The organism is Microvirga sp., assembly GCF_014699075.1.
Taxonomy (GTDB): Bacteria; Pseudomonadota; Alphaproteobacteria; order Rhizobiales; family Beijerinckiaceae; genus Microvirga.
The window spans coordinates 1-20,222 of sequence record NZ_JACXAB010000010.1 but is presented as its reverse complement, the minus strand read 5'-3'; the positions used below and the strand labels follow the sequence as shown (position 1 = coordinate 20,222).

Annotated in this window: 21 protein-coding genes; 9 read left to right on the top strand and 12 right to left on the bottom strand. The window is 65.0% G+C overall.

Translation table 11 applies throughout. The features are described 5' to 3' along the window. Positions 1–19: 19 nt before the first annotated feature. The 7 genes from IC232_RS15890 to mnmE all read right to left on the bottom strand — a co-directional run bounded on the left by IC232_RS15890 (position 20) and on the right by mnmE (position 6,389). The gene (locus IC232_RS15890) at positions 20–271 is read right to left on the bottom strand and encodes a hypothetical protein (RefSeq protein WP_190845964.1); all 252 of its coding nucleotides are present in this window, start codon (positions 269–271) and stop codon (positions 20–22) included. Between the two features lie 122 nt (positions 272–393). Further along, the gene (locus IC232_RS15885; RefSeq protein WP_190845963.1) at positions 394–588 is read right to left on the bottom strand and encodes an SMI1/KNR4 family protein; all 195 of its coding nucleotides are present in this window, start codon (positions 586–588) and stop codon (positions 394–396) included. 31 nt (positions 589–619) lie between these two features. Continuing rightward, the gene (locus IC232_RS15880) at positions 620–1,501 is read right to left on the bottom strand and encodes a ParB/RepB/Spo0J family partition protein (protein WP_190845962.1); all 882 of its coding nucleotides are present in this window, start codon (positions 1,499–1,501) and stop codon (positions 620–622) included. Positions 1,502–1,518: 17 nt separating this feature from the next. Next, positions 1,519–2,358: a ParA family protein gene (locus tag IC232_RS15875; RefSeq protein WP_190845961.1), complete on the bottom strand. Its 840-nt coding sequence runs from the start codon at positions 2,356–2,358 to the stop codon at positions 1,519–1,521. Next, complete coding sequence (rsmG, locus tag IC232_RS15870) at positions 2,355–2,981, bottom strand: 16S rRNA (guanine(527)-N(7))-methyltransferase RsmG (RefSeq protein ID WP_190845960.1); 627 nt, start codon at positions 2,979–2,981, stop codon at positions 2,355–2,357. The genes IC232_RS15875 and rsmG overlap by 4 nt, the downstream gene beginning before the upstream one ends. After that, a complete protein-coding gene (mnmG, locus tag IC232_RS15865) occupies positions 2,978–4,864 on the bottom strand; it encodes a tRNA uridine-5-carboxymethylaminomethyl(34) synthesis enzyme MnmG (protein WP_246812240.1) in 1,887 nt (628 codons plus the stop codon). Before mnmG ends, rsmG begins: the two co-directional genes overlap by 4 nt. 214 nt (positions 4,865–5,078) lie before the next feature. Continuing rightward, entirely contained in the window at positions 5,079–6,389 is a 1,311-nt protein-coding gene (mnmE, locus tag IC232_RS15860) for a tRNA uridine-5-carboxymethylaminomethyl(34) synthesis GTPase MnmE (RefSeq protein WP_190845958.1), read from the bottom strand. Positions 6,390–6,515: 126 nt separating this feature from the next. On the opposite strand from mnmE, the gene IC232_RS15855 reads away from it, so the two are divergent. Continuing rightward, positions 6,516–8,540 carry a thioredoxin domain-containing protein gene (locus tag IC232_RS15855; protein WP_190845957.1) on the top strand — a complete coding sequence of 675 codons (2,025 nt, stop codon included), beginning with the start codon at positions 6,516–6,518 and terminating at the stop codon, positions 8,538–8,540. Positions 8,541–8,549: 9 nt separating this feature from the next. Here the strand turns inward: IC232_RS15855 and IC232_RS15850 are convergent, their stop codons facing one another. Then, positions 8,550–9,059: an Lrp/AsnC family transcriptional regulator gene (locus IC232_RS15850; RefSeq protein ID WP_190845956.1), complete on the bottom strand. Its 510-nt coding sequence runs from the start codon at positions 9,057–9,059 to the stop codon at positions 8,550–8,552. Positions 9,060–9,183: 124 nt separating this feature from the next. Between IC232_RS15850 and IC232_RS15845 the strand changes: the two genes are divergently transcribed. Beyond that, complete coding sequence (locus tag IC232_RS15845; protein ID WP_190845955.1) at positions 9,184–10,113, top strand: DMT family transporter; 930 nt, start codon at positions 9,184–9,186, stop codon at positions 10,111–10,113. 201 nt (positions 10,114–10,314) lie between these two features. Here IC232_RS15845 and rho read toward each other — a convergent pair whose 3' ends face one another. The 3 genes from rho to hemE all read right to left on the bottom strand — a co-directional run bounded on the left by rho (position 10,315) and on the right by hemE (position 13,495). After that, positions 10,315–11,580 (bottom strand): transcription termination factor Rho, encoded by a 1,266-nt coding sequence (gene rho, locus IC232_RS15840; protein WP_081928863.1) that lies wholly within the window; start codon positions 11,578–11,580, stop codon positions 10,315–10,317. Between the two features lie 439 nt (positions 11,581–12,019). Next, positions 12,020–12,448: a protoporphyrinogen oxidase HemJ gene (gene hemJ / locus IC232_RS15835; RefSeq protein WP_409564936.1), complete on the bottom strand. Its 429-nt coding sequence runs from the start codon at positions 12,446–12,448 to the stop codon at positions 12,020–12,022. Positions 12,449–12,457: 9 nt separating this feature from the next. Next, positions 12,458–13,495, bottom strand: a complete 1,038-nt coding sequence (gene hemE, locus IC232_RS15830; RefSeq protein WP_190845953.1) for a uroporphyrinogen decarboxylase — start codon at positions 13,493–13,495, stop codon at positions 12,458–12,460. Between the two features lie 380 nt (positions 13,496–13,875). Here hemE and IC232_RS15825 point away from each other — a divergent pair, with 380 nt between their 5' ends. Genes IC232_RS15825 through dnaQ form a run of 5 tightly spaced genes read left to right on the top strand, consistent with a single transcriptional unit; the run spans position 13,876 to position 17,525 of the window. Further along, a complete protein-coding gene (locus IC232_RS15825) occupies positions 13,876–14,706 on the top strand; it encodes a pyruvate, water dikinase regulatory protein (RefSeq protein WP_190845952.1) in 831 nt (276 codons plus the stop codon). Positions 14,707–14,709: 3 nt separating this feature from the next. Beyond that, positions 14,710–15,327, top strand: coding sequence for a Maf family protein (locus IC232_RS15820; RefSeq protein WP_190845951.1), 618 nt, complete (start codon positions 14,710–14,712; stop codon positions 15,325–15,327). An 11-nt stretch (positions 15,328–15,338) separates the two neighbouring features. Further along, the gene (locus IC232_RS15815) at positions 15,339–16,187 is read left to right on the top strand and encodes a shikimate dehydrogenase (RefSeq protein ID WP_190845950.1); all 849 of its coding nucleotides are present in this window, start codon (positions 15,339–15,341) and stop codon (positions 16,185–16,187) included. Further along, positions 16,184–16,789, top strand: coding sequence for a dephospho-CoA kinase (coaE, locus tag IC232_RS15810; RefSeq protein ID WP_190845949.1), 606 nt, complete (start codon positions 16,184–16,186; stop codon positions 16,787–16,789). Before IC232_RS15815 ends, coaE begins: the two co-directional genes overlap by 4 nt. 13 nt (positions 16,790–16,802) lie before the next feature. Further along, entirely contained in the window at positions 16,803–17,525 is a 723-nt protein-coding gene (gene dnaQ, locus IC232_RS15805; protein WP_190845948.1) for a DNA polymerase III subunit epsilon, read from the top strand. Between the two features lie 272 nt (positions 17,526–17,797). Here dnaQ and secB read toward each other — a convergent pair whose 3' ends face one another. Next, on the bottom strand, positions 17,798–18,280 hold the full coding sequence (gene secB, locus IC232_RS15800) for a protein-export chaperone SecB (RefSeq protein WP_190845947.1): 483 nt from the start codon (positions 18,278–18,280) through the stop codon (positions 17,798–17,800). Between the two features lie 263 nt (positions 18,281–18,543). Here secB and IC232_RS15795 point away from each other — a divergent pair, with 263 nt between their 5' ends. Together IC232_RS15795 and IC232_RS15790 are read left to right on the top strand one after the other, a co-directional pair. Next, complete coding sequence (locus IC232_RS15795) at positions 18,544–19,266, top strand: Tim44/TimA family putative adaptor protein (RefSeq protein ID WP_190845946.1); 723 nt, start codon at positions 18,544–18,546, stop codon at positions 19,264–19,266. 62 nt (positions 19,267–19,328) lie between these two features. Next, positions 19,329–20,222: murein transglycosylase A (locus tag IC232_RS15790; protein ID WP_246812239.1), on the top strand; the 894-nt coding region annotated here is incomplete at its 3' end.

Below are 20,222 nucleotides of genomic sequence, written 5' to 3'. Positions count from 1 at the left end.
AAATGACAACTATTTAGCTTCAGAACACGAGCGGCTTGGCGAGCTTATCGTAGATCGGGATGTGCCAGTCGTCATAATCCGATCTGTCAGGTTCGTCGTAAAGAGAAGCGATGAATGCTTCGAAGGATGGCGCCTGAAGCCAGAGCTGATCGTTGCCTTCGGTGCCCCAGATTTTCGTGCTGTGCAGCCAGCAGAAGATCTGACCGAAATCGGCCGCACGGAGCGACAGAAGAATTTCCAAGCCGCCTGGATTGCACCCGATGAAGAGCATATCCGGGGAGTTCCGCGATCATAGACATCGCCACGCCAATATCGTTCAGCGTCAGCCCAGGAGTAGAAGGGATCAATGTAGGTGACGGGCTCGGTGGAAGGGTAGAACTCCAACGGGACGGTCTAGCGAAAGAGGCGTGGATAGACGCAGCCGCCATTGAAGGCGAGCATGAACCGGCGATAGGCATCGGGCAGGGAGTGGCCGGTGCTCCCTTCCCAACGGGCGATGTCTTCGCTCGGATCCTTTACGTAGAACCAGTCCTGTTCACCCTCGTTCCATCGCTCCGTGAGAGGAGCAATCAAGCGCCTCGTGCTCATTTGCCCCTCTAAACCAACCCTGCCTCGAACCTTATGGATTCAACCGCCGGCACAGTCCGTCCAACTGGTCCAAGGTCTTGTATTTGATGCGCAATTCGCCGCCCTGGCCCTTGTGATCGATGCTGACGGTGAGGCCGAGCACGTCCTGCAGCGCCTTCTCAAGGGCGCGGGTGTCGGGGTCCTTCGCCGCTTGGCCGGGCTTAGGCGCTTTCGCCGCTGCCTTGGACGAGGCGCCCGTATCGCTCTGCGCGATCTCCTCAACCTGGCGCACGCTCATGCCCTCGTCGATGACGCGCTTGGCCACCTGAACCGGGTCGTTCACCGAGAGCAGCGCGCGGCCGTGGCCGGCTGTGAGCTTGCGGTCGATCAGCAGCTTGCGCACCGGTGTCGGCAGCTCGGTGAGGCGCAGCATGTTGGCGATGTGGCTGCGGCTCTTGCCGATGATCTTGGACAGGTTCTCCTGTGTGTAGGAGAACTCGGCCATCAGGCGCGAATACCCCTCCGCCTCCTCGATGGGGTTGAGGTCGGCGCGCTGGACGTTCTCGAGGATCGCGTATTCGAGCGAGGTCTTGTCGTCGATCTCGACCACCACCACAGGAACCTTATGCAGCCCCGCCTTCTGGGCCGCGCGCCAGCGGCGTTCGCCGGCGACGATCTCGAACTGGTTGTTGGTGTTCGCGAACGGACGCACCACGATGGGCTGGATGATGCCGCGGTCCTTAATCGATTGGGTGAGCTCACTCAGATCGGTATCGTCGAAGACTTTCCGGGGATTGCGCGGGTTCGCGCGCAGGAACTCCACCGGGACGGAGCGCGGGATATAGCCCTTGCGCTCAAGACTGCCCATCTCCTCCCCGACTTCGCCGATGAGCGCGGCCAGTCCACGGCCTAGGGATTTCATCTCTTTAGCCATTGCGGTCTCTCACACTCTCAGGCGGCGCGCAGCGCGCGTTCGCGCTGGATGACTTCGGAGGCCAGCCGCAGATAGGCTTGCGAGCCGGCGCATTTCAGATCGTAGAGCAGAACCGGCTTGCCATGGGACGGCGCCTCGGACACGCGCACGTTGCGCGGGATCATGGTCTCGTAGACCTTGGCGCCCATGAACTGGCGCACATCGGCCACCACCTGTCCCGACAGATTGTTGCGTGGGTCGAACATGGTCAGCACGACCCCGTGGATTGTCAGTTCCGGGTTGAGAGCCGAACGGACCTGCTCGACGGTCTTGAGCAGCTGGCTAAGGCCTTCCAGAGCGAAAAATTCGCATTGGAGCGGCACCAGAACGGCGTCAGCAGCGGTCAAGGCGTTGATGGTCAGGAGATTGAGCGATGGTGGGCAATCGATCAAAATATAGGTAAAAGGTTCGCTTACCTCAGGGGCCGAAAGTTCCTGAATCGCGGAGCGGAGACGATGAGCCCGGTTCCGCTCGTTGGCGATCTCCAGCTCGATGCCGAGGAGGTCGAGCGTCGAGGGCGCGACCGACAATCCGGGCACCACCGTCTCGGTGATGCTCTCCTCAAGCGATGCCTCGCCGGCCAGCACATGATAGGTCGAGGTCTGCCGGTTCTTGCGGTCGATGCCGAGGCCCGTCGAGGCGTTGCCCTGCGGGTCGAGATCGATGATCAGCACCCTCTCGCCGATGGCGGCGAGCGCCGTGCCGAGATTGATCGCCGTCGTGGTCTTGCCGACGCCGCCCTTCTGGTTGGCGAGCACGAGAACACGCGGCTTCACCCCACGCGCGCCTGCTTCGGGTCCGGTACGGTCGGTCATCATGAATGGCTCTCGATGGAGGTTATGCGAAGAATCCTGGCTTCAGAATCGGTCGAGCTCGGCAGGACTTCCGTCTCGAATGTCCACTTTTTCCGGGCCTCGGTCAATTCGATCTCGGCGTCGCGGCCCTTGGGGAAGAGCCCGATTGTCCCCGCTTTCAACATGGGTTCAGTCCAGTCCAGAAGCTGGACCAGCGATGCCAGGGCGCGTGCGGAGACCACATCGGCCTTAGCCACGAAGCCCGGAATGACGGTCTCCAGCCGCGCTTCATGCACGGTCGCGGCCGAGCCGGTCAGGCGCGAGATGTGGCGGAGGAAGGCGCATTTGCGCGAATTGCTTTCGACGAGATGGACCTTCAGCCCCCTCTCAGCCCCCGCTATGGCGAGAACAAGACCCGGAAAACCGGCCCCGGAGCCGAGGTCGAGCCAGGTCCTGGCCCCGGGAGCAAGGGCGAGAAGCTGGAGCGAGTCGACGATGTGACGCTCCCAGATCCGGTCGAGCGTGGCCGGTCCGACGAGGTTTTTGATTCCCTGCCAGCGGCGAAGCTCCCGTTCCAGCAGCTCGAGCTTCTCAAATGTTTCACGTGAAACATTGAGGTCCGCTGCCGTCTTGGCCGTGGCTGTCATGCCTGCCCCGCTTCGACGGAACGGGCAGCGCGCCCCGGCGCCTTGCGGGCATGAGCGGCCAGAAGCGTCAGGGCTGCGGGCGTGATGCCTTCGATCCGGGCTGCTTGGCCTAGGGTCTTCGGGCGCACCCGATCGAGCTTGGCCTTGATCTCGTTTGACAGTCCAGGCAGTCCCTGGAAGTCGATGCTCTCCTCCAGCACCACGCTCTCATCGCGGCGGTAGGCGGCAATATCCGCCTGCTGCCGGTCCAGATAGACCGCGTAGGTGGCGTCCGTCTCCAGGCGCTCGCGGACGGGGGCGCTTACCCCAGCAAGGTGCGGCCAGATCCGCAGGAGGTCGGACCAGCCAATATTCGGATAGGAGAGAAGCTGATAAGCCGAGCGGCGGATGCCGTCCTGGTTCAGCTCCAGCCCGTGCCGCGCCGCTTCCTTGGGGGTGAGGGCGAGGGTGTGAAGCTGCTGCCGCGTCTCCCGGATCTCCTCCTGAGAGGCCCTGAAATGCGCCTCGCGCCCAGAGCCGACGCAGCCGATCTCCAGCCCCTTGCCGGTCAGGCGCTCGTCCACATTGTCGATGCGAAGGCTTAAACGGTACTCGGACCGGGAGGTGAACATGCGGTAGGGCTCGCTCACGCCACGGGTGATCAGGTCGTCGACGAGCACCCCGATATATGACTCGGCCCGGTCGAAGACGATGCCATCCTGGTTGGAAGCCCGGCGGGCGGCATTGAGACCCGCCACCAGCCCTTGAGCGGCCGCTTCTTCATAGCCCGTGGTGCCGTTGATCTGGCCCGCCAAGAACAGCCCCTGCATGGCCTTGGTCTCGAGCCCTGCGTTCAGGTTGCGTGGATCGACGTAATCGTACTCGATGGCATAAGCCGGCTGGAGCATGTGCACCTTCTCGAGGCCTGGGATGTGTTTGAGGAACGCGAGCTGCACATCCTCCGGCAGGGAGGTGGAGATGCCGTTTGGATAGACCGTGATGTCGTCGAGGCCTTCCGGCTCCAGGAAGATTTGGTGTCCGTCCCGGTCGCCGAAGCGCACCACCTTGTCCTCGATGGAGGGGCAGTAGCGCGGCCCCGTCCCCTGGATCTCGCCAGAATACATGGCCGAGCGGTGCAGGTTGCTCCGGATCAGGTCGTGCACCTTGGCCGTGGTGCGGGTAACGCCGCACTCGATCTGCGGATTGGTGATGCGGGTGGTGAGCAGGGAGAACGGCACCGGCTCGTCGTCGGCTGCCTGCTTGTCGACACCGGCCCAATCGATGGTGCGGCCGTCGAGGCGGGGCGGGGTGCCGGTCTTGAGGCGGCCGAGGGTGAAGCCGAGCCGGGCAAAGGTCTTGGGCAGTCCAAGCGACGGGCGCTCGCCCATGCGGCCGGCCGGGATCTTCCTCTCCCCGATATGGATCAGGCCCGACAGGAAGGTGCCGGTGGTGATGACCACGGCGCCGGCATCAAGCTGCCGCCCGTCTGTGAGGAGCAGACCGGCAATGCGGTTCTCCTGCACGATGAGATCATCGGCCTCGCCCTCGACGATGCTGAGGTTCGGCGTGTTCAGAAGCTCCGCCTGCATGGCGCGGGCATAGAGCTTGCGGTCGGCCTGGGTGCGCGGCCCGCGCACGGCTGGGCCCTTGCGGCGATTGAGGAGGCGGAACTGGATGCCGGCCCGGTCGGCAATGCGGCCCATGATACCGTCGAGGGCGTCGATCTCGCGCACGAGATGGCCCTTGCCGAGGCCGCCGATGGCCGGGTTGCACGACATGGCGCCCACGGTCGAGAGCTTGTGCGTCACGAGGGCCGTGCGCGCGCCCATGCGGGCTGCAGCCGCAGCCGCCTCGGCTCCGGCATGGCCGCCGCCCACGACGATCACGTCGAACGAAGAACTCATGATGCTTTCCATAACAGGGGTCTACGCAGCACCGGGTCTGAGGTCAAAAGGGCAAAATGTTTCACGTGAAACATTTTGGGCGATCCCCATCACCGCACAGCCCGTCCACAGGCTATCCAGAGGGGATTCAGCACCGTTCCACCGATTCGTGAACAGGCGAAATCGGGAGTCGCACAGAATCGGCGAATGGTTATCGGGCGGCTCACGGGGCTGCCTATTTGCCGATGCAGAAGCTGGAGAACAGCCGATCAAGCACGTCCTCCACGTCTACCCGTCCGGTGATCTCGCCGATGGCGCGGGCGGCGAGCCTCGCCTCTTCGGCCGCTAGTTCCAGCGGTCCCCGGCTCGCCAGCATATCCCGTGCCCGGATCATGCATTCTTGAGCACCGTCCAAGGCTTTTCGATGACGCTCGCGGGTGATCACCGCATCCCCCTGCCCCATCAGGCTCGCGGCTTCCGCCTCCAAGCGAGCGATCAGCTCCGGCAGCCCCTCGCCGGTTGCCGCCGCGATCATCAAATCGCAATCGGACCGGACACCGCTCACATCCGCTTTCGTCCCCACTCTCACGAGGCGCCGCGCCGGGGGCGGTGCGCTCACCTCCCCTTCCGGCGGCACGAGCCAGAGAACGAGGTCGGCGTCCTGCGCACGCGCCCTGGCGCGGGACACGCCCTCCTGCTCGATCAGGTCCGTGCTCTCCCGCAGGCCCGCCGTATCGACGATGATCACCGGCAGGCCGCCGAGATCGCAGTGGACCTCGAGCACGTCGCGGGTGGTGCCGGCAATCGGCGACACGATGGCCACATCCCGCTGGGCCAGGGCATTGAGCAGGGTCGACTTGCCGGCATTGGGCGGGCCTGCGAGCACCACGGTGAGGCCCTCCCGCAGCCGCTCGCCACTGCGATTGGCCAAGGCCCGACCGATCTCCCCCTGAACCCGGTCGATCATCTGTAGGATGTCGGTCTCCAGATCCTCCGGCACATCGCCTTCGTCCGAAAAGTCGAGGCTGGCCTCGAGGAGGGCGAGAACCTGCAAAATACTCTCGCGCCATTCCTCGGCGGCATTCCCGAGGCGCCCGCCGAGCTGGAGCATGGCCTGCCGGCGCTGGGCCTCCGTCTCGGCATCGATGATGTCGGCAAGCCCCTCTACCTGGGAGAGGTCCATCCGCCCGTTGAGAAAGGCCCGGCGGGTGAACTCGCCGGCTTCGGCCGCACGGCAGTTCTCAATAGACGAGAGAGCCCGCATGACGGCAGCGCGGGTGGCAAGACCACCGTGGATGTGCAGCTCGGCCTGGTCCTCACCGGTAAAGCTCCCCGGCCCCGGCATCCAGAGCACGAGCGCCTGATCGAGGGGATCGCCGGTGGCGGGATCGCGCAGGGTCCGCACCACTGCCCGTCGGGGCTCCGGCACGCCGCCCGTCATCCGCTCCAGGATTTTGCGGCTCTCACGTCCGCTGATCCGGATCAGGCACACGGCGGCCCGGCCGTGGCCGGAGGCAATGGCGAAGATCGTGTCGTCGGACCGCATGAACATGAACCCTGTGAGGAGAACAGGACTTAACCTTGATGAAGCCCTAAATCAAAGACGTCCGGGATCATACGGATCGGGATCGATCATCCCGGCCGGGTTACCCCGAAGTCAGGAGCAGGACCGATGAATCGTCTCGAAGCGGCCAGTTCCCCCTACCTCCTGCAGCACCGGGACAATCCTGTCCATTGGTGGGAGTGGGGGCCCGAGGCCCTGGCCGAGGCCAAGCGGCAGGGCAAGCCGATCATGATCTCCATCGGCTATGCCGCCTGCCACTGGTGCCACGTGATGGCGCACGAGAGTTTCGAAGACGCCGAGACCGCGGCGGTCATGAACGAGCTCTTCGTGAACATCAAGGTCGACCGGGAGGAGCGGCCCGATGTGGACCATGTCTACATGAGCGCCCTGCATCTTCTGGGCGAGCCCGGCGGCTGGCCGCTCACCATGTTCCTGACGCCGGAGGGCGAGCCCTTCTGGGGAGGCACCTACTTCCCCAAGGAGCCGCGCTTCGGCCGCCCCGGCTTCACCCAGGTGCTGCACGAGATCAGCCGCCTCTACCATGCGGAGCCGGAGCGGGTTCTCAAGAACCGCGACGCCATCAAGCAGCAGCTCGCCAAGGTCGAGGCGGGCGACGGCGGCGTGCTCGGTCTTGCCGATCTCGACCGGATGGCCTTGCGCCTGACGGAGCTGATCGACACGGAACATGGCGGACTCCAGGGCGCGCCGAAGTTTCCGAACCCGCCGATCCTCGAATATCTCCTGCGCTATGCCCGGCGAGCCAACGACGGCGCAGCCCGGCATCGCTTTCTCCTGACCCTGGAGCGGATGGCGCTCGGCGGCATCCAGGATCATCTCGGCGGCGGCTTTGCCCGCTACTCCGTCGACGAGCGCTGGCTCGTGCCGCATTTCGAGAAGATGCTCTACGACAATGCGCAGCTCCTGGAGCTCTATGCCTTAGGATACGCGGAGACGGGCCGCCCCCTCTTCCGGCAGGCGGCCGAGGGCATCGTCACCTGGCTCGAACGGGAGATGGTGACGCCCGAGGGTGCCTTCGCGTCGAGCCTCGATGCGGACTCGGAAGGCGAGGAGGGCCGGTTCTACGTCTGGAGCTTGCCTGAGATCCGCGACGTGCTCGGTGAGGAGGATGCCGCCTTCTTCGCGAAGGTGTACGACATCACCGAAGAGGGCAATTTCGAGGGCCACAACATCCCGAACCGGCTGATCTCCGGCGAGGCCCCACCCGCGGTCGAGGAGCGGCTGTCGGCCATGCGAGAAAAACTCCTGGAGAGACGTGAAATACGGATCAGGCCCGGGCTCGACGACAAGGTGCTGGCGGACTGGAACGGGCTGATGATCGGTGCGCTGGTGCGAGCCGCTCCCCTGTTCGGCCGGCCTGATTGGATTGTCCCGGCGCAACGGGCCTATCGGTTCGTATCCGAGGCGATGGCCTGGAACGGGCAGCTCGGTCATTCCTGGCGGGCCGGGTCCCTGATCTTTCCGGGCTTCGCCCTCGACCATGCCGCCATGATGCGGGCCGCGCTCGCGCTCTTCGAGGCAACGTCCGATGCCGCTTATCTGCGGGATGCGCTAGCCTGGCGTGACGTGCTGTTGACCGAATTCCTGGTGGAGGAGACCGGCTGCCTCGCCATGACAGCGAAAAACGCAGACCCTCTTGTTGTGCGGCCGCAGCCGACCCATGACGAGGCGGTCCCGAACGCCAACGGCGTCTTCGCCGAAGCCCTCGTGCGGCTGGCGCAGATCACGGAAGCCTCCGACGACATCCGGCAGGCCGCCGACACCCTGGACCGGCTCATCGGCGTCGCCCGTGCCTCGCCCCTCGGCCATACATCGATCCTCAACGCCCTCGACCTGCACCTGCGGGGGCTGAGCATCGTTGTCACGGGAAACAATGCGCAACCACTGTACGAAGCCGCAATGCAGATCCCCTACCCCGACCGCAGCGTTCGCCTCCTGCGGGAAGGCGAAACGCTGGATGACAACCATCCGGCCAAAGCCCTCGCCTCTTCTGGTCCGCAAGCGCAGGCCCTCGTCTGTGCCGGCCAGCGCTGCTCGCTGCCGGTCACGGATGCGGAGGGGCTGAAGGCGCGGGTGCGGGAGATGCTGGCGTCGGAGCCCAGCCGCCCGGCATGACACCCTGCCTCAGCAATCCGGCTCCGGCTTCACCCCTTCCCGCTTCAGATGCGTCAGCGGGAGAACCGCGTCGGATTTCACCCGGGTCAGGGCGAAGTTGGACCGGATGTCGCCGATCATCGACAGGGTCAGGAGCTTCTCCGTCAGCAGCCGCTCGTAGGCCTTGAGGTTCGGCACCACGATCTCGGCCATGAAATCGGCCGTGCCGGAGACCATGTGGCAGGCGACCACCTCCGGCATGCCTAGGAGCGCCTCCTGCAGCGCCTGTGCATTGTCGCGGGAATGTTTCTCCACCTTGATCTCGACGAAGACCGTGAGCCCCAGGCCCACCGATTCCCGGTCGAGCACAGCCCGGTAGGTGCGAATGAAACCGTCCCGCTCCAGGCGGCGCACCCGGCGCAGGCAGGGCGAGGGCGAGAGGCCGACCTGATCGGCCAGTTCTTGATTGGTCAGCCGTCCGTCAGCCTGCAAGGCGTTCAGGATCCGCAGATCGATGCCGTCGAGATCGATATAGGGCATGAGTTCACCGCTCCTGGGGTTTTGCGCAATTTTCTGCCAAGAAGCGCATTATCATAAGTCGAACTTCGCAAGGACGTGCTCTGCCCCGCAAGCCTATGCTTCAGGCGATCGAAGGAGGCTTGCCATGTCCGACCTTACCTGCACCCCATCTCCCCCTCAGGCCCGTCCTGCCGTGCTTGGCTGGATCGCCGCCTTGGCCACCGTGACGATCTGGGCGCTCTGGGCCGTGGGCACCCGCCATGCGGTCACCCATGATCTGCCGCCCGCCGCCATCGGTCTGGTCCGGTTCGGCGTCCCGGCTCTGGTGCTGATTCCGTTCAGCTGGCGAGTCGGATTGTTTCCCAAGGGGTTGGGCTTGACCAAAGGTCTCGGCCTCCTCGGCTCCGGCGCCCCGTTCTTCCTGATCGTCGCCTTCGGAATGCAGTTCGCCCCGGCGGCGGAAATCGGCCCGCTCCTGCCGGGCACCATGCCGCTCTTCGTCGCCTTGATCGGCTGGCTGGTTTTCGGGGAGCGGCTCACGGGCGTTCGGCTCCTCGGCTTCGCCCTGATCCTGGCCGGGATCGTGGGCATCGGGGGCTACGGCGTGCTGTTCGCCGCTGACGGCGCCTGGCGCGGTCATCTTCTGTTGCTCACCGGCGCGTGCCTGTGGGGGGTCTACACCCATGCCTATCGCCGCAGCGACTTGTCGGCCCTGCAGGCGGCCGCGCTCATCGGGCTCTGGTCGTTCCTCATCCTGCTGCCTTTCGGCCTTCCCGCCCTCGTGCAGGTGCTCGGCAAGGGACTGGCCGGACCGATCATCCTGCAGGCGCTTCTTCAGGGGCTATTGTCCGGCGTGGCGGGCATCGTGCTCTACGGCATGGCTATCGACCGTCTCGGCGCCTCGCGGGCGGCGGCTGTCTCGCCCCTGTCCATCGTGATGGCGGCGCTCCTCGCCATTCCGGTCCTGGATGAAATCCCAAGTCCTGCCGCCTGGATCGGAATAATTCTGGCGACCTCAGGCGTTGTGCTGGCGAGCGGCATTCTCAAGCAGCGCGGATCCACCGTCGCGACATGAGAGTGCAGGATTTCAGCCCCTACAGGAGCATGGATGTTCTTTTTCTTCTCGAACCGCCTGGGCTGCGGGGGCTCGCTCCTGATCTCCGCCGTGCTGACCGTGATCGTGCTGGCCCTCATGGGGGTGTTTTAGCGCAAACAAAAACCCCACCCTCTTGTGAGAGGATGGGGCTGTAAGTCCCAGGCGGACGCTCCGCCCGGCTTAGGTGTTCATCGAGTCGAAGAAGTCGCCGTTCGACTTGGTCTGACGCAGCTTGTCGAGCAGGAACTCGATGGCGTCCACCGTGCCCATCGGATTGAGGATGCGGCGCAGCACGTACATCTTCTTGAGTGTGTCGGCCGGAACCAGCAGCTCTTCCTTGCGGGTGCCCGAGCGGGTGATGTCGATGGCCGGGAAGGTGCGCTTGTCGGCGACCTTGCGATCGAGAATGATTTCCGAGTTGCCGGTGCCCTTGAACTCTTCGAAGATCACCTCGTCCATGCGTGAGCCGGTATCGATCAGCGCGGTGGCGATGATGGTGAGCGAACCGCCCTCCTCGATGTTGCGCGCCGCACCGAAGAAGCGCTTCGGGCGCTGCAGGGCGTTGGCATCCACACCACCGGTGAGCACCTTGCCGGACGACGGCACCACCGTGTTGTAGGCGCGGCCGAGGCGGGTGATCGAATCGAGCAGGATGACCACGTCGCGGCCGTGTTCCACCAGGCGCTTGGCCTTCTCGATCACCATCTCGGCCACCTGCACGTGGCGGGTCGCCGGCTCGTCGAAGGTGGAGGCCACGACCTCGCCCTTCACGGAGCGCTGCATGTCGGTGACTTCCTCCGGACGCTCGTCGATGAGCAGCACGATGAGGTAGCACTCGGGATGGTTGGTGGTGATCGACTGCGCCACGTTCTGCATCAGCACGGTCTTACCCGTGCGCGGCGGCGCCACGATGAGCGCGCGCTGGCCTTTGCCGATGGGCGACACGATGTCAATGATGCGCGGCGAGAAATCTTTGCGCGTGGGATCGGCGATTTCGAGATTGAAGCGCTCGTGCGGGAAGAGCGGCGTCAGGTTGTCGAAATGCACCTTGTGCCGAATCTTCTCGGGATCCTCGAAATTGATGGTGTTGACCTTGAGAAGCGCGAAGTAGCGTTCGCCTTCCTTGGGGCCGCGGATCGGGCCGTCCACCGTGTCGCCGGTGCGCAGGCCGAATTTCCGGATCTGGGAGGGCGACACGTAGATGTCGTCGGGGCCGGGCAGGTAGTTCGAATCGGCAGAGCGCAGGAAGCCGAAGCCGTCCTGCAGCACCTCGACGACGCCCGCGCCGATGATCTCCACCTCGCGCGCCGCCAGCTGCTTGAGGATCGCGAACATGAGCTCCTGCTTGCGCATGGTGCTCGCGTTCTCGACCTCGAGCTCCTCGGCGAAGGCGATGAGTTCGGTCGGCGTCTTGGATTTCAGGTCTTGAAGCTTGATTTCCCTCATCGGGGAACACTCTCGGGGTAAGGTCGCGGGCAGTTTGGGCTGTACGCGGGAGGAGACAGGGGAAACGTTCGACAGGGCCGCCGGGTTCACGAACCGTGACTGAAGAGCCCTGAGGGCCCGTGCAGCGCACCTGTCATTGAGGAAGAGAAGTCTTATGTAGCGGTTTTCGGCGCAAGTCTCAAGGGGCTTTGAAAATTTGCATTCCACAGGGGTCATCCCGGACGAAGCGCAGCGCAGATCCGGGATCGGGTGCAGGATGTGGCATTGAACTCCCTCACACTGAGGGAGAGGCTTGGGGTGAGGGATTACAGGTCCACCCGGAAAGGACACTGACCCCTCACCCGGACCTTCGGTCCGACCTCTCCCAATGGGAGAGGTAAAGGGCGCCACACTCGTCCAGCGATTCCGGGTTCTGCTGCGCAGCCCCGGAATGACATTGTCAGCCCGAGAACGGCTTCACGATCACCAGGATCACGATGCCGATCATCAGCACGGTCGGCACCTCGTTGAGGATACGATAATATTTCGCCGGGCGCGTGTTCTTGTCGGCGGCAAACTCTTTCAGACGGCGCACGTAGACGCCGTGCAGGCCCGACATGACGAGCACGAGGGCGAACTTGGCATGCATCCAGCCGGAGGTGTACCAGCCGCCGTCCCAGACGAGGTAGAGGCCGAGCACCCAGGTGACCGCCATGGCCGGGTTGATGATCGCCTTGAGCAGGCGCCGCTCCATGATCTTGAAGGTCTCGGACTGGATCGAGTCCTTGGGCGCGTCGCTGTGATAGACGAAGAGGCGCGGCAGATAGAGCATGCCGGCCATCCAGGCGATGACGGCGATCACGTGAAACGCCTTGAGCCACAGGTACAACATTTTTACTCAAGCCCGCCGCACGCGGGCGATCATCTGCGCCACGTGCTCGACCGGCGTCTCCGGCAGGATGCCGTGCCCGAGATTGAAGATATGCGGGCGACCGCGCACCGCATTCAGGATGTGATCGATCCCCTGCTCCATCGGAGCACCACCGGCAATCAGCGCCAGCGGATCGAGATTGCCCTGCGTGGCGAGCGTGTTCGGCAAGGTCGGGAGCACGAGAGCCGGATCCAGCGTCCAGTCGAGCGCCAGCCCGTCGCCTATCCCGGCGGATGCAAAGCGGTGGAGATTGGCGCCGCCGCCGCGCACGAACACGATCACCTTGGCCTGCGGTCGCGCCGCTTTGAGACCTTCCACCATGCGGCGGATCGGGTTGAGCGACAGGCGGTCGAACAGGGCCGGCGGCAGGGCGGACCCGAAGCTCTCGAAAATCTGCACGGCCTCGGCGCCCGCATCGACCTGGCGGATGAGATAGGTCGTGGAGGCGCGCACCAGCCGGTCGATAAGCTCGTCCATGAAGGCCGGGTCGCGATAGGCGGTGATCCGGGCCGGCGCCTGGTCCGGCGTGCCCTTGCCGGCAATCATGTAGCTCGCCACCGTCCAGGGCGCGCCGCAGAAGCCCAGCAGCGTGGTCTCCTTGGGCAGGCTCTTGCTCAGGCGGTCCAGGGTTTCGAAAACGGGATCCAGCCGCTCCAGCGGCAGCTCATCGGCCAGCCTGGAAAAATCCTTGTCTGACGTGATCGGCTCAAGCTTGGGTCCCTCGTTCTCGACGAAGCGCACATCCTGGCCGAGCGCATGAGGGATGACCAGGATGTCGGAGAACAGGATTGAGGCATCGAAGCCGAAGCGACGGATCGGCTGAAGCGTCACCTCCTCGGCAAGCCTCGGGTTGTAGCACAGGTCGAGGAAGGAGCCGGCCTGCTTGCGGGTCTCCCGGTATTCCGGCAGGTAGCGGCCGGCCTGACGCATGATCCAGATCGGCAGAGGCCAGACCGGCTCGCCGTTCAGCACGCGCAAAATCGCCTTGGTGGAACGCTCGCTCACAGGCCCTCTCTTAAAAGAAGAATCTTTGAATCTAAGAATCTGATGTTTCTCTTGGGCCGTGAATCACGAAGCCGCAACCCCATCCACAGACGGTCCACATCGCCCGACCGTTTAAGATATCCTTAACGGATGGGGCAGGCCCGCCACAATCCTTTCCGAAATCTTAAAGCTTAACAGCCCGTTAACGAAGATTAACCAAACCTGAATCGAATGCTTGCCGGTGATTCGTGCCGGATTCTCCCAAAGGGTCGATTCCAAACTCACACAACCGGGATCTCTGTTGATGGTTTGCAGCGTATCCCACAGGGCCTTTTGCTGGACCTCTGAGCCTGAGCGTTTTATCCACACTCATCGACTCCTCTACATGGAGACTTCGGGCCGTGGGACGCAGCTATTTCCATCTCCATCTCGTCTCCGACTCGACGGGTGAAACCCTGATCACTGTCGCCCGCGCGGTGGTGGCGCAATATGAAGGCGTGGCGGCCATCGAGCACGTCTATCCGCTCGTGCGCTCCAACACCCAGCTCGAGCGGGTGATCCACGAGATCGAGACCGCTCCGGGCATCGTGCTCTACACCCTGGTGGAGCAGGAACTGGCCAGCCGCCTGGAGGAGGTCTGCCGCGCCACCGGCTCGCCGCATCTCTCCGTGCTCGAGCCGGTCCACGCCCTGCTCTCCTCCTATCTCGGCACGCACTCGACCGCACGTCCCGGCGCCCAGCACATGCTGAACGCCGAGTACTTCAAGCGCATCGACGCCATGAACTTCACGCTCCTGCACGATGACGGGCACCTGCCGCACGATCTCGACGACGCGGACGTGATCCTGGTGGGGGTGAGCCGCACCTCGAAGACGCCCACCTCCATCTACCTCGCCAATCGCGGCCTCAAGACCGCCAACATCCCCCTCGTGCCCGGCGTGCCGCCCCCGGCCATTCTGGAGACGGCGAAGACCGCGCTGATCGTCGGCCTCGTGGCGACCCCTGAGCGCATCGTGCAGATCCGGCAGAACCGGCTGCTGAGCCTCAACGCCGACGACGACACCTCTTACGTGGACCGCGAGGCGGTGGCCGAGGAGCTGGCGGCCTCCCGGCGGCTTTTTGCCCGCAATGGCTGGCCGGTGATCGACGTGACCCGCCGCTCCATCGAGGAGACGGCGGCCGCGATCATCGATCTCCACCGCGACCGGCGCCAGCGCCTGAGCCGGGACTAGGCCATGCCCGCCCTCTGGACCCCCTCCGACAAGCTGCTGCTGGCCTCCACCAGCGCCACCCGCCTGACGCTCCTCGTGAGCGCGGGGCTCCCGGTCGAGACGCAGAATTCCGGCATCGATGAACGAGCGGTCGAAGAGGCAGCCGCGCACGAGGGCCTCGATCCGCCGTCGCTTGCGGGCAGGCTTGCGGCGGAAAAGGCCCTGGCGGTCAGCCGCCGCCACCCGGACAGGGTGGTGCTCGGGGCCGACCAGGTGCTGGCCTGCGAGGCGCAAGTGTTCCACAAGCCGGCCGATCGCGATGAAGCCCGCCTTCAGCTCAAGCGCCTCGCCGGGCAGCGGCACACCCTCCATGCGGCGGGCGCTCTCGCCATCGGCCGGCAGGTGGTGGAACGCTTCTCAGACAGCGCCCATCTCACCCTGCGGCCCCTGACGGACGAGGCCATCGATCTTTATCTCGACCTCGCCGGTCCCGACGTGCTCAAAAGCGTCGGCGTTTACCAGCTCGAAGGGTTTGGCATCCATCTCTTCGAAGCGGTCGAGGGGGATCATTCGACGATCCTGGGGCTCCCCCTTCTGCCGCTTCTCGCTGCCCTGCGCCGTCTCGGCTGCCTGGCTCTCTAGGACAAGATTTTATGGCGAAGGCCTTCGTCGTCGGCCATCCGATCAAGCATTCCCGCTCGCCGTTGATCCATGGTCATTGGCTGAAGACCTATGGTCTCGACGGCTCCTACGAGCGCATCGACGTGGCGCCTGTGGATTTCGGGGAATTCCTGGCGGGCTTCCACGCCCGCGGCTTTGCCGGCGGCAACGTCACCCTCCCCCACAAGGAGATGGCCTTTCTCGGCGTCGAGCGCAGGACCGAGCGGGCGCAGCGCGTGGGCGCCGTCAACACGCTCTGGGTCGAAGACGGGGTGCTCTGGGGCGACAACACGGATGTTGCCGGCTTCATCGGCAATCTCGATGCCAGCCTGGGGACAGGCTGGGAACAGGATGTGGAAACCGCCCTCGTGCTCGGGGCTGGCGGTGCCGCCCGCGCCGTAGTGGCGGGCCTTCAGGACCGGCCCCTCAAGCGCATCTTCGTGGCGAACCGCACCGGGTCGAAGGCGGAGGACCTCGCCCGCGATCTCAGGCCGGGTAGTTCCGTCTCCTTGGAAACCGCCGCCTGGGAGGCCCTCGGGCGGGTGATCCCGCACGCCCAGCTCATCGTCAACACCACGTCGCTCGGCATGGCGGGCCAGCCAACCCTCGCCATCAATCTCTCCCGCGCTCCCCGCAACGCCGTGGTGACCGACATCGTCTATGTCCCCCTGGAAACGCCCCTGCTCGCTGCCGCTGCCGCGCAGGGCCTGAGGAGTGTCGATGGTCTCGGCATGCTGCTGCACCAGGCGGTCCCCGGCTTCCGGCGCTGGTTCGGCGTCACGCCTGAGGTCACGTCGGAGCTGCGCTCCCTGATCCTGGCCGATCTCGAGGCAGCCCGATGACCTTCGTGCTCGGCCTCACCGGCTCCATCGGCATGGGCAAGTCGGCCACCGCCGATCTTTTCCGCCGGCTTGGCGTCCCGGTCCACGACGCCGACGCCACCGTGCACCGGCTCTATCGCGGCCGTGCCGCGCCGCTGATCGAACAGGCCTTTCCCGGCACGGTGGCGGACGGCACCGTCGATCGCGCCAAACTGGGGGCCGCCGTTCTCAACAGCCCGGAGCGCCTCAAGGAACTCGAAGCCATCGTGCATCCGCTCGTGCGAGAGGAAGAGGAGAATTTTCTCGCTTGCGTCTCTGCGCTTGCGCCCATCGCCGTGCTCGACATCCCCCTGCTGTTCGAGACAGGAGGCGACAGGCGCTGCGACGCCGCCCTCGTGGTCACGGCGCCGGCTCACGTGCAGCGCGAGCGCGTGCTCGCCCGGCCCGGCATGACGGCGGAGAAATTTTCTGCCATTCTGGCCAAACAGATGCCCGACGCCGACAAGCGCGCCCGAGCGCATTTCCTGGTCGACACCAGCCGCGGCTTCGCCTCCGCCGAGGCGCAGGTGCGCTCCATTGTCGTTTGCCTCGCCGGACGTCCCGGACGGCGTCACCGTTTTTGATGAAGAGTTTTTGATGTCACGTGAAATCGTTCTCGATACCGAAACCACCGGCACCAGTCATGCAAGCGGCGACCGGGTGATCGAAATCGGATGCGTGGAGATGCTCAACCACATCCCCACGGGCAAGAGCTATCACGTCTACATCAACCCGGAACGCCCGGTCTCGGCCGGTGCTTTCGCGGTGCACGGGCTCTCGGACGAGTTCCTGGCCGACAAGCCGGTCTTTGCCACGATTGCGGATGAGTTCATGGATTTCGTCGCCGATGCCCCGCTCGTCATCCATAACGCGGCCTTCGATATCGGCTTCCTGAATGCGGAACTCGCCCGCACCGGGCACCCGCAGTTTAACCTCGCCGATGCAATCGATACGCTCTCGATGGCCCGGCGCAGGCATCCGGGCGCGGCCAACAACCTCGATGCGCTGTGCACCCGCTATGGGATCGATAATTCCCGGCGCACCAAGCACGGGGCGCTCCTGGACGCCGAGATCCTGGCCGAGGTCTATATCGAGCTGATCGGCGGCCGCCAGGTGGGCTTCGACCTGTCGCTGCAGCCGACGGCCCGTCGGACTGCCGCTGCGGCGGAACAGGCCGCCCGCAATGCCCGTCCACGCACCCTGATCTCCCGGCTGACGGAGGCCGAGCGCGCAGCGCATGAGGCTTTCATCCAGTCCATCGGGCCGAGCGCGATCTGGCATGAGTACATCGGCGAGGCGAAGCCGGAGGCTTCTTCGTAAGAACCCGACCCTCATCCAGAGAATGCTCAGGCTTCCACAGCCTCACCTCTCCCGGTGGGGAGAGGTCGAGCGCAGCGAGGGTGAGGGGGGAGAGCGCTCTCCGGATAGACCTGTAACCCCTCACCCGGACCTCCGGTCCGACCTCTCCCTCAGGGAGAGGTGAACCAGCGCCTGGACTTGCTCTCACAGCTACCCGAAGCAGTAGCGGCACAAAAAATCGGACGAAGCTTTCGCCTCGCCCGATCTGAAAATTCCGAACCTTGTCCGAGTGCTTACGACAGCGTCTGACCGGCGCCGTTCTCCTGACCCTGCACCTCGGCGGCGCGCTGGCGGTAGAGGGCCACGAAGTCGATCGGGTCGATGTAGAGGGGCGGGAAGCCGCCGTTGCGCACCGCATCGGCCACCATCTGGCGGGCGAAGGGGAAGAGCAGGCGCGGGCACTCGATCATCACCACCGGGTGCATCTGCTCCTGCGGGATGTTCTGGATCCGGAACACGCCCGAATAGGTGAGCTCGAAGGCGAACAGCACGTCCTTGCCGCCGATCTTGGCATCGCCCTCGAGGGTCAGGTCGATCTCGAAATCGGCCTCGGCGAGCTGCTTGGCGTTCACGTTGACCTGCAGGTTGATCTGCGGGCCTTCCGTCTGCTGCTGCAGGGAGCGGGGGGCGTTGGGGTTCTCGAAGGAGAAGTCCTTGCAGTACTGCGCAAGGGCGTTCAGCGAAGGCGCTGCGTTGTTTGCCGCATTGTCGGCCATGGTTTGGTGCTCCCTAGGGGTGTCTCGTCGAGCCCGGGCGGAACGCCTCGTCGAGCGGGGCGTCGGCTAGCGGCGGGCCATGGATCTTCGCGCTACCATGCTTCTCATGCGGGAAGCAAGATTTTGAGCCAACTCATTCGCTTGTCGGGGGCACAGGTGGATGTTACGACCTCAAGACCCCATATGCGAAGAATGACACCTTCGCCTCCCCGACACAACGCCCGGCCGCAACCGGACGCGGGCAGGCTCACAACGGATCGACGATGCAGGATTCCTTCGACATCACGACCCTCATTTTCATTGTTCTCGCCGTGTTCGTGATCTGGCGCCTCCGCTCCGTCCTGGGGCAGAAGACCGGGAGCGAACAGCCGCCCTTCGATCCGCTGTCGCGCCGGGATGCCCCCCTGCGTCCGGGCAATGCCCCGGCCGAGCCCGATCACAATGTGGTGCGCCTTCCCGGAGCCAACGGCCCCCGTCCTGCCGCCGAGGTTCCCCCGGCCGAGCGCTGGAAGGGCATCGCCGAGCCCGGCACGCCCACGGCTCAGGCGCTTGATGGCATTGCCCGCCTCGAGCCGAACTTCGATGCCGCCGAATTTCTCGAAGGCGCCAAGTCCGCCTACGAGATGATCGTCACGGCATTCGCCCAGGGCGACCGCGCGACCTTGAAGGACCTTCTCTCCCGCGAGGTCTATGAGGGCTTCGAGCGGGCGATCACCGAGCGCGAGCGCCGGGGCGAGACGGTGGAGACCACCTTCGTGTCCATCGACAAGGCCGAGATGGCTGGGGCCGAGCTCCAGGGCAAGAATGCCCAGATCGTGGTGCGCTTCCTCTCCAAGCTGATCACCGCCACCCGCGACGCCTCCGGGGCCGTAGTGGACGGCAGCCTCGAGACCGTGGCCGACGTCACGGATGTGTGGACCTTCGCCCGGACCCTCGGCAGCCGCGACCCGAACTGGCTGCTCGTGGCAACCGAAGCGGGGCAATGAGGGATGCCGGGCGGGTCCTCGTCGCCTGTTGTCTTGCCAGTCTCCTCACTTGGACGCTGAACATGTCCGCCGCGGCCGCATCGGGGCTGAACGATCAGGCACGCCTGGAGCCCCTCTCCTTCAAGGATATCGAGGGCTGGGAGGCGGACGATCATGCCGTCGCCTTCCGGGCCTTTCTACGCTCCTGCCGGGCGCTTGAGGTCAGCGCCGCGGCACTGCGGCCGGCTCAAGTCCCGCAAGGAGACCTGCTGGCCGTCTGCCGTGTGGCGCTGAAAAGTCCCGATGTCGGCAAGGCCGACGCGAAGCGCTTCTTCGAGATGCATTTCCAGCCCGTCGAGGTCATCCCCCATTCCGGCAGGGGCTTTCTCACCGGCTATTACGAACCAGAGTTCCAGGGCTCGCGCACGCCGGATGCCACCTACCGGGTTCCGCTGCTCGACCGGCCTGACGACCTCGTCACCATCCCGCAAGGGGAGACTCTGCCCGACCTTGAGCCGGGTCTTCAGGCGGCTCGACGCACAGGCACAGGCCACGAACCCTATCCGGACCGTGCTGCCATCGAAGACGGTGTCCTGGGCGACCTCGCCAAGCCCATCGTGTACCTTCGCGAGCCGGGCGAGGCCTTCATCATCCATGTGCAGGGCTCGGCCCGCATCCGTCTCGCCGACGGCTCGGTGATGCGCGTGGCCTATGCTGGGCGCAACGGCCGGCCCTACACCTCGATTGGCCGGGTGCTGGTGCAGCAGGGCGAGATGGACCTGGAATCCATGACGCTGGCAAAGCTCATGGGCTGGCTTAAAAGTCATCCGGGTCCGGCCAAGGCCCTGATGCGGCAGAACCAATCCTACATCTTCTTCCGCGAGGCCGCGGAGTTGGCGCCCGCCGATGGGCCCATCGGCGGGGCCGGCCACCCGCTCGTGCCCGGCCGGAGCCTCGCCGTCGACCGCTCTCTCTGG

Coding starts and splice junctions, on each gene's coding strand:
- IC232_RS15890 (WP_190845964.1), bottom strand. CDS start 271: ATGCTCTTCATCGGGTGCAATCCAGGCGGCTTGGAAATTCTTCTGTCG.
- IC232_RS15885 (WP_190845963.1), bottom strand. CDS start 588: ATGAGCACGAGGCGCTTGATTGCTCCTCTCACGGAGCGATGGAACGAG.
- IC232_RS15880 (WP_190845962.1), bottom strand. CDS start 1,501: ATGGCTAAAGAGATGAAATCCCTAGGCCGTGGACTGGCCGCGCTCATC.
- IC232_RS15875 (WP_190845961.1), bottom strand. CDS start 2,358: ATGATGACCGACCGTACCGGACCCGAAGCAGGCGCGCGTGGGGTGAAG.
- rsmG (WP_190845960.1), bottom strand. CDS start 2,981: ATGACAGCCACGGCCAAGACGGCAGCGGACCTCAATGTTTCACGTGAA.
- mnmG (WP_246812240.1), bottom strand. CDS start 4,864: ATGAGTTCTTCGTTCGACGTGATCGTCGTGGGCGGCGGCCATGCCGGA.
- mnmE (WP_190845958.1), bottom strand. CDS start 6,389: ATGCGGTCCGACGACACGATCTTCGCCATTGCCTCCGGCCACGGCCGG.
- IC232_RS15855 (WP_190845957.1), top strand. CDS start 6,516: ATGAATCGTCTCGAAGCGGCCAGTTCCCCCTACCTCCTGCAGCACCGG.
- IC232_RS15850 (WP_190845956.1), bottom strand. CDS start 9,059: ATGCCCTATATCGATCTCGACGGCATCGATCTGCGGATCCTGAACGCC.
- IC232_RS15845 (WP_190845955.1), top strand. CDS start 9,184: ATGTCCGACCTTACCTGCACCCCATCTCCCCCTCAGGCCCGTCCTGCC.
- rho (WP_081928863.1), bottom strand. CDS start 11,580: ATGAGGGAAATCAAGCTTCAAGACCTGAAATCCAAGACGCCGACCGAA.
- IC232_RS15820 (WP_190845951.1), top strand. CDS start 14,710: ATGCCCGCCCTCTGGACCCCCTCCGACAAGCTGCTGCTGGCCTCCACC.
- IC232_RS15815 (WP_190845950.1), top strand. CDS start 15,339: ATGGCGAAGGCCTTCGTCGTCGGCCATCCGATCAAGCATTCCCGCTCG.
- coaE (WP_190845949.1), top strand. CDS start 16,184: ATGACCTTCGTGCTCGGCCTCACCGGCTCCATCGGCATGGGCAAGTCG.
- dnaQ (WP_190845948.1), top strand. CDS start 16,803: ATGTCACGTGAAATCGTTCTCGATACCGAAACCACCGGCACCAGTCAT.
- secB (WP_190845947.1), bottom strand. CDS start 18,280: ATGGCCGACAATGCGGCAAACAACGCAGCGCCTTCGCTGAACGCCCTT.
- IC232_RS15795 (WP_190845946.1), top strand. CDS start 18,544: ATGCAGGATTCCTTCGACATCACGACCCTCATTTTCATTGTTCTCGCC.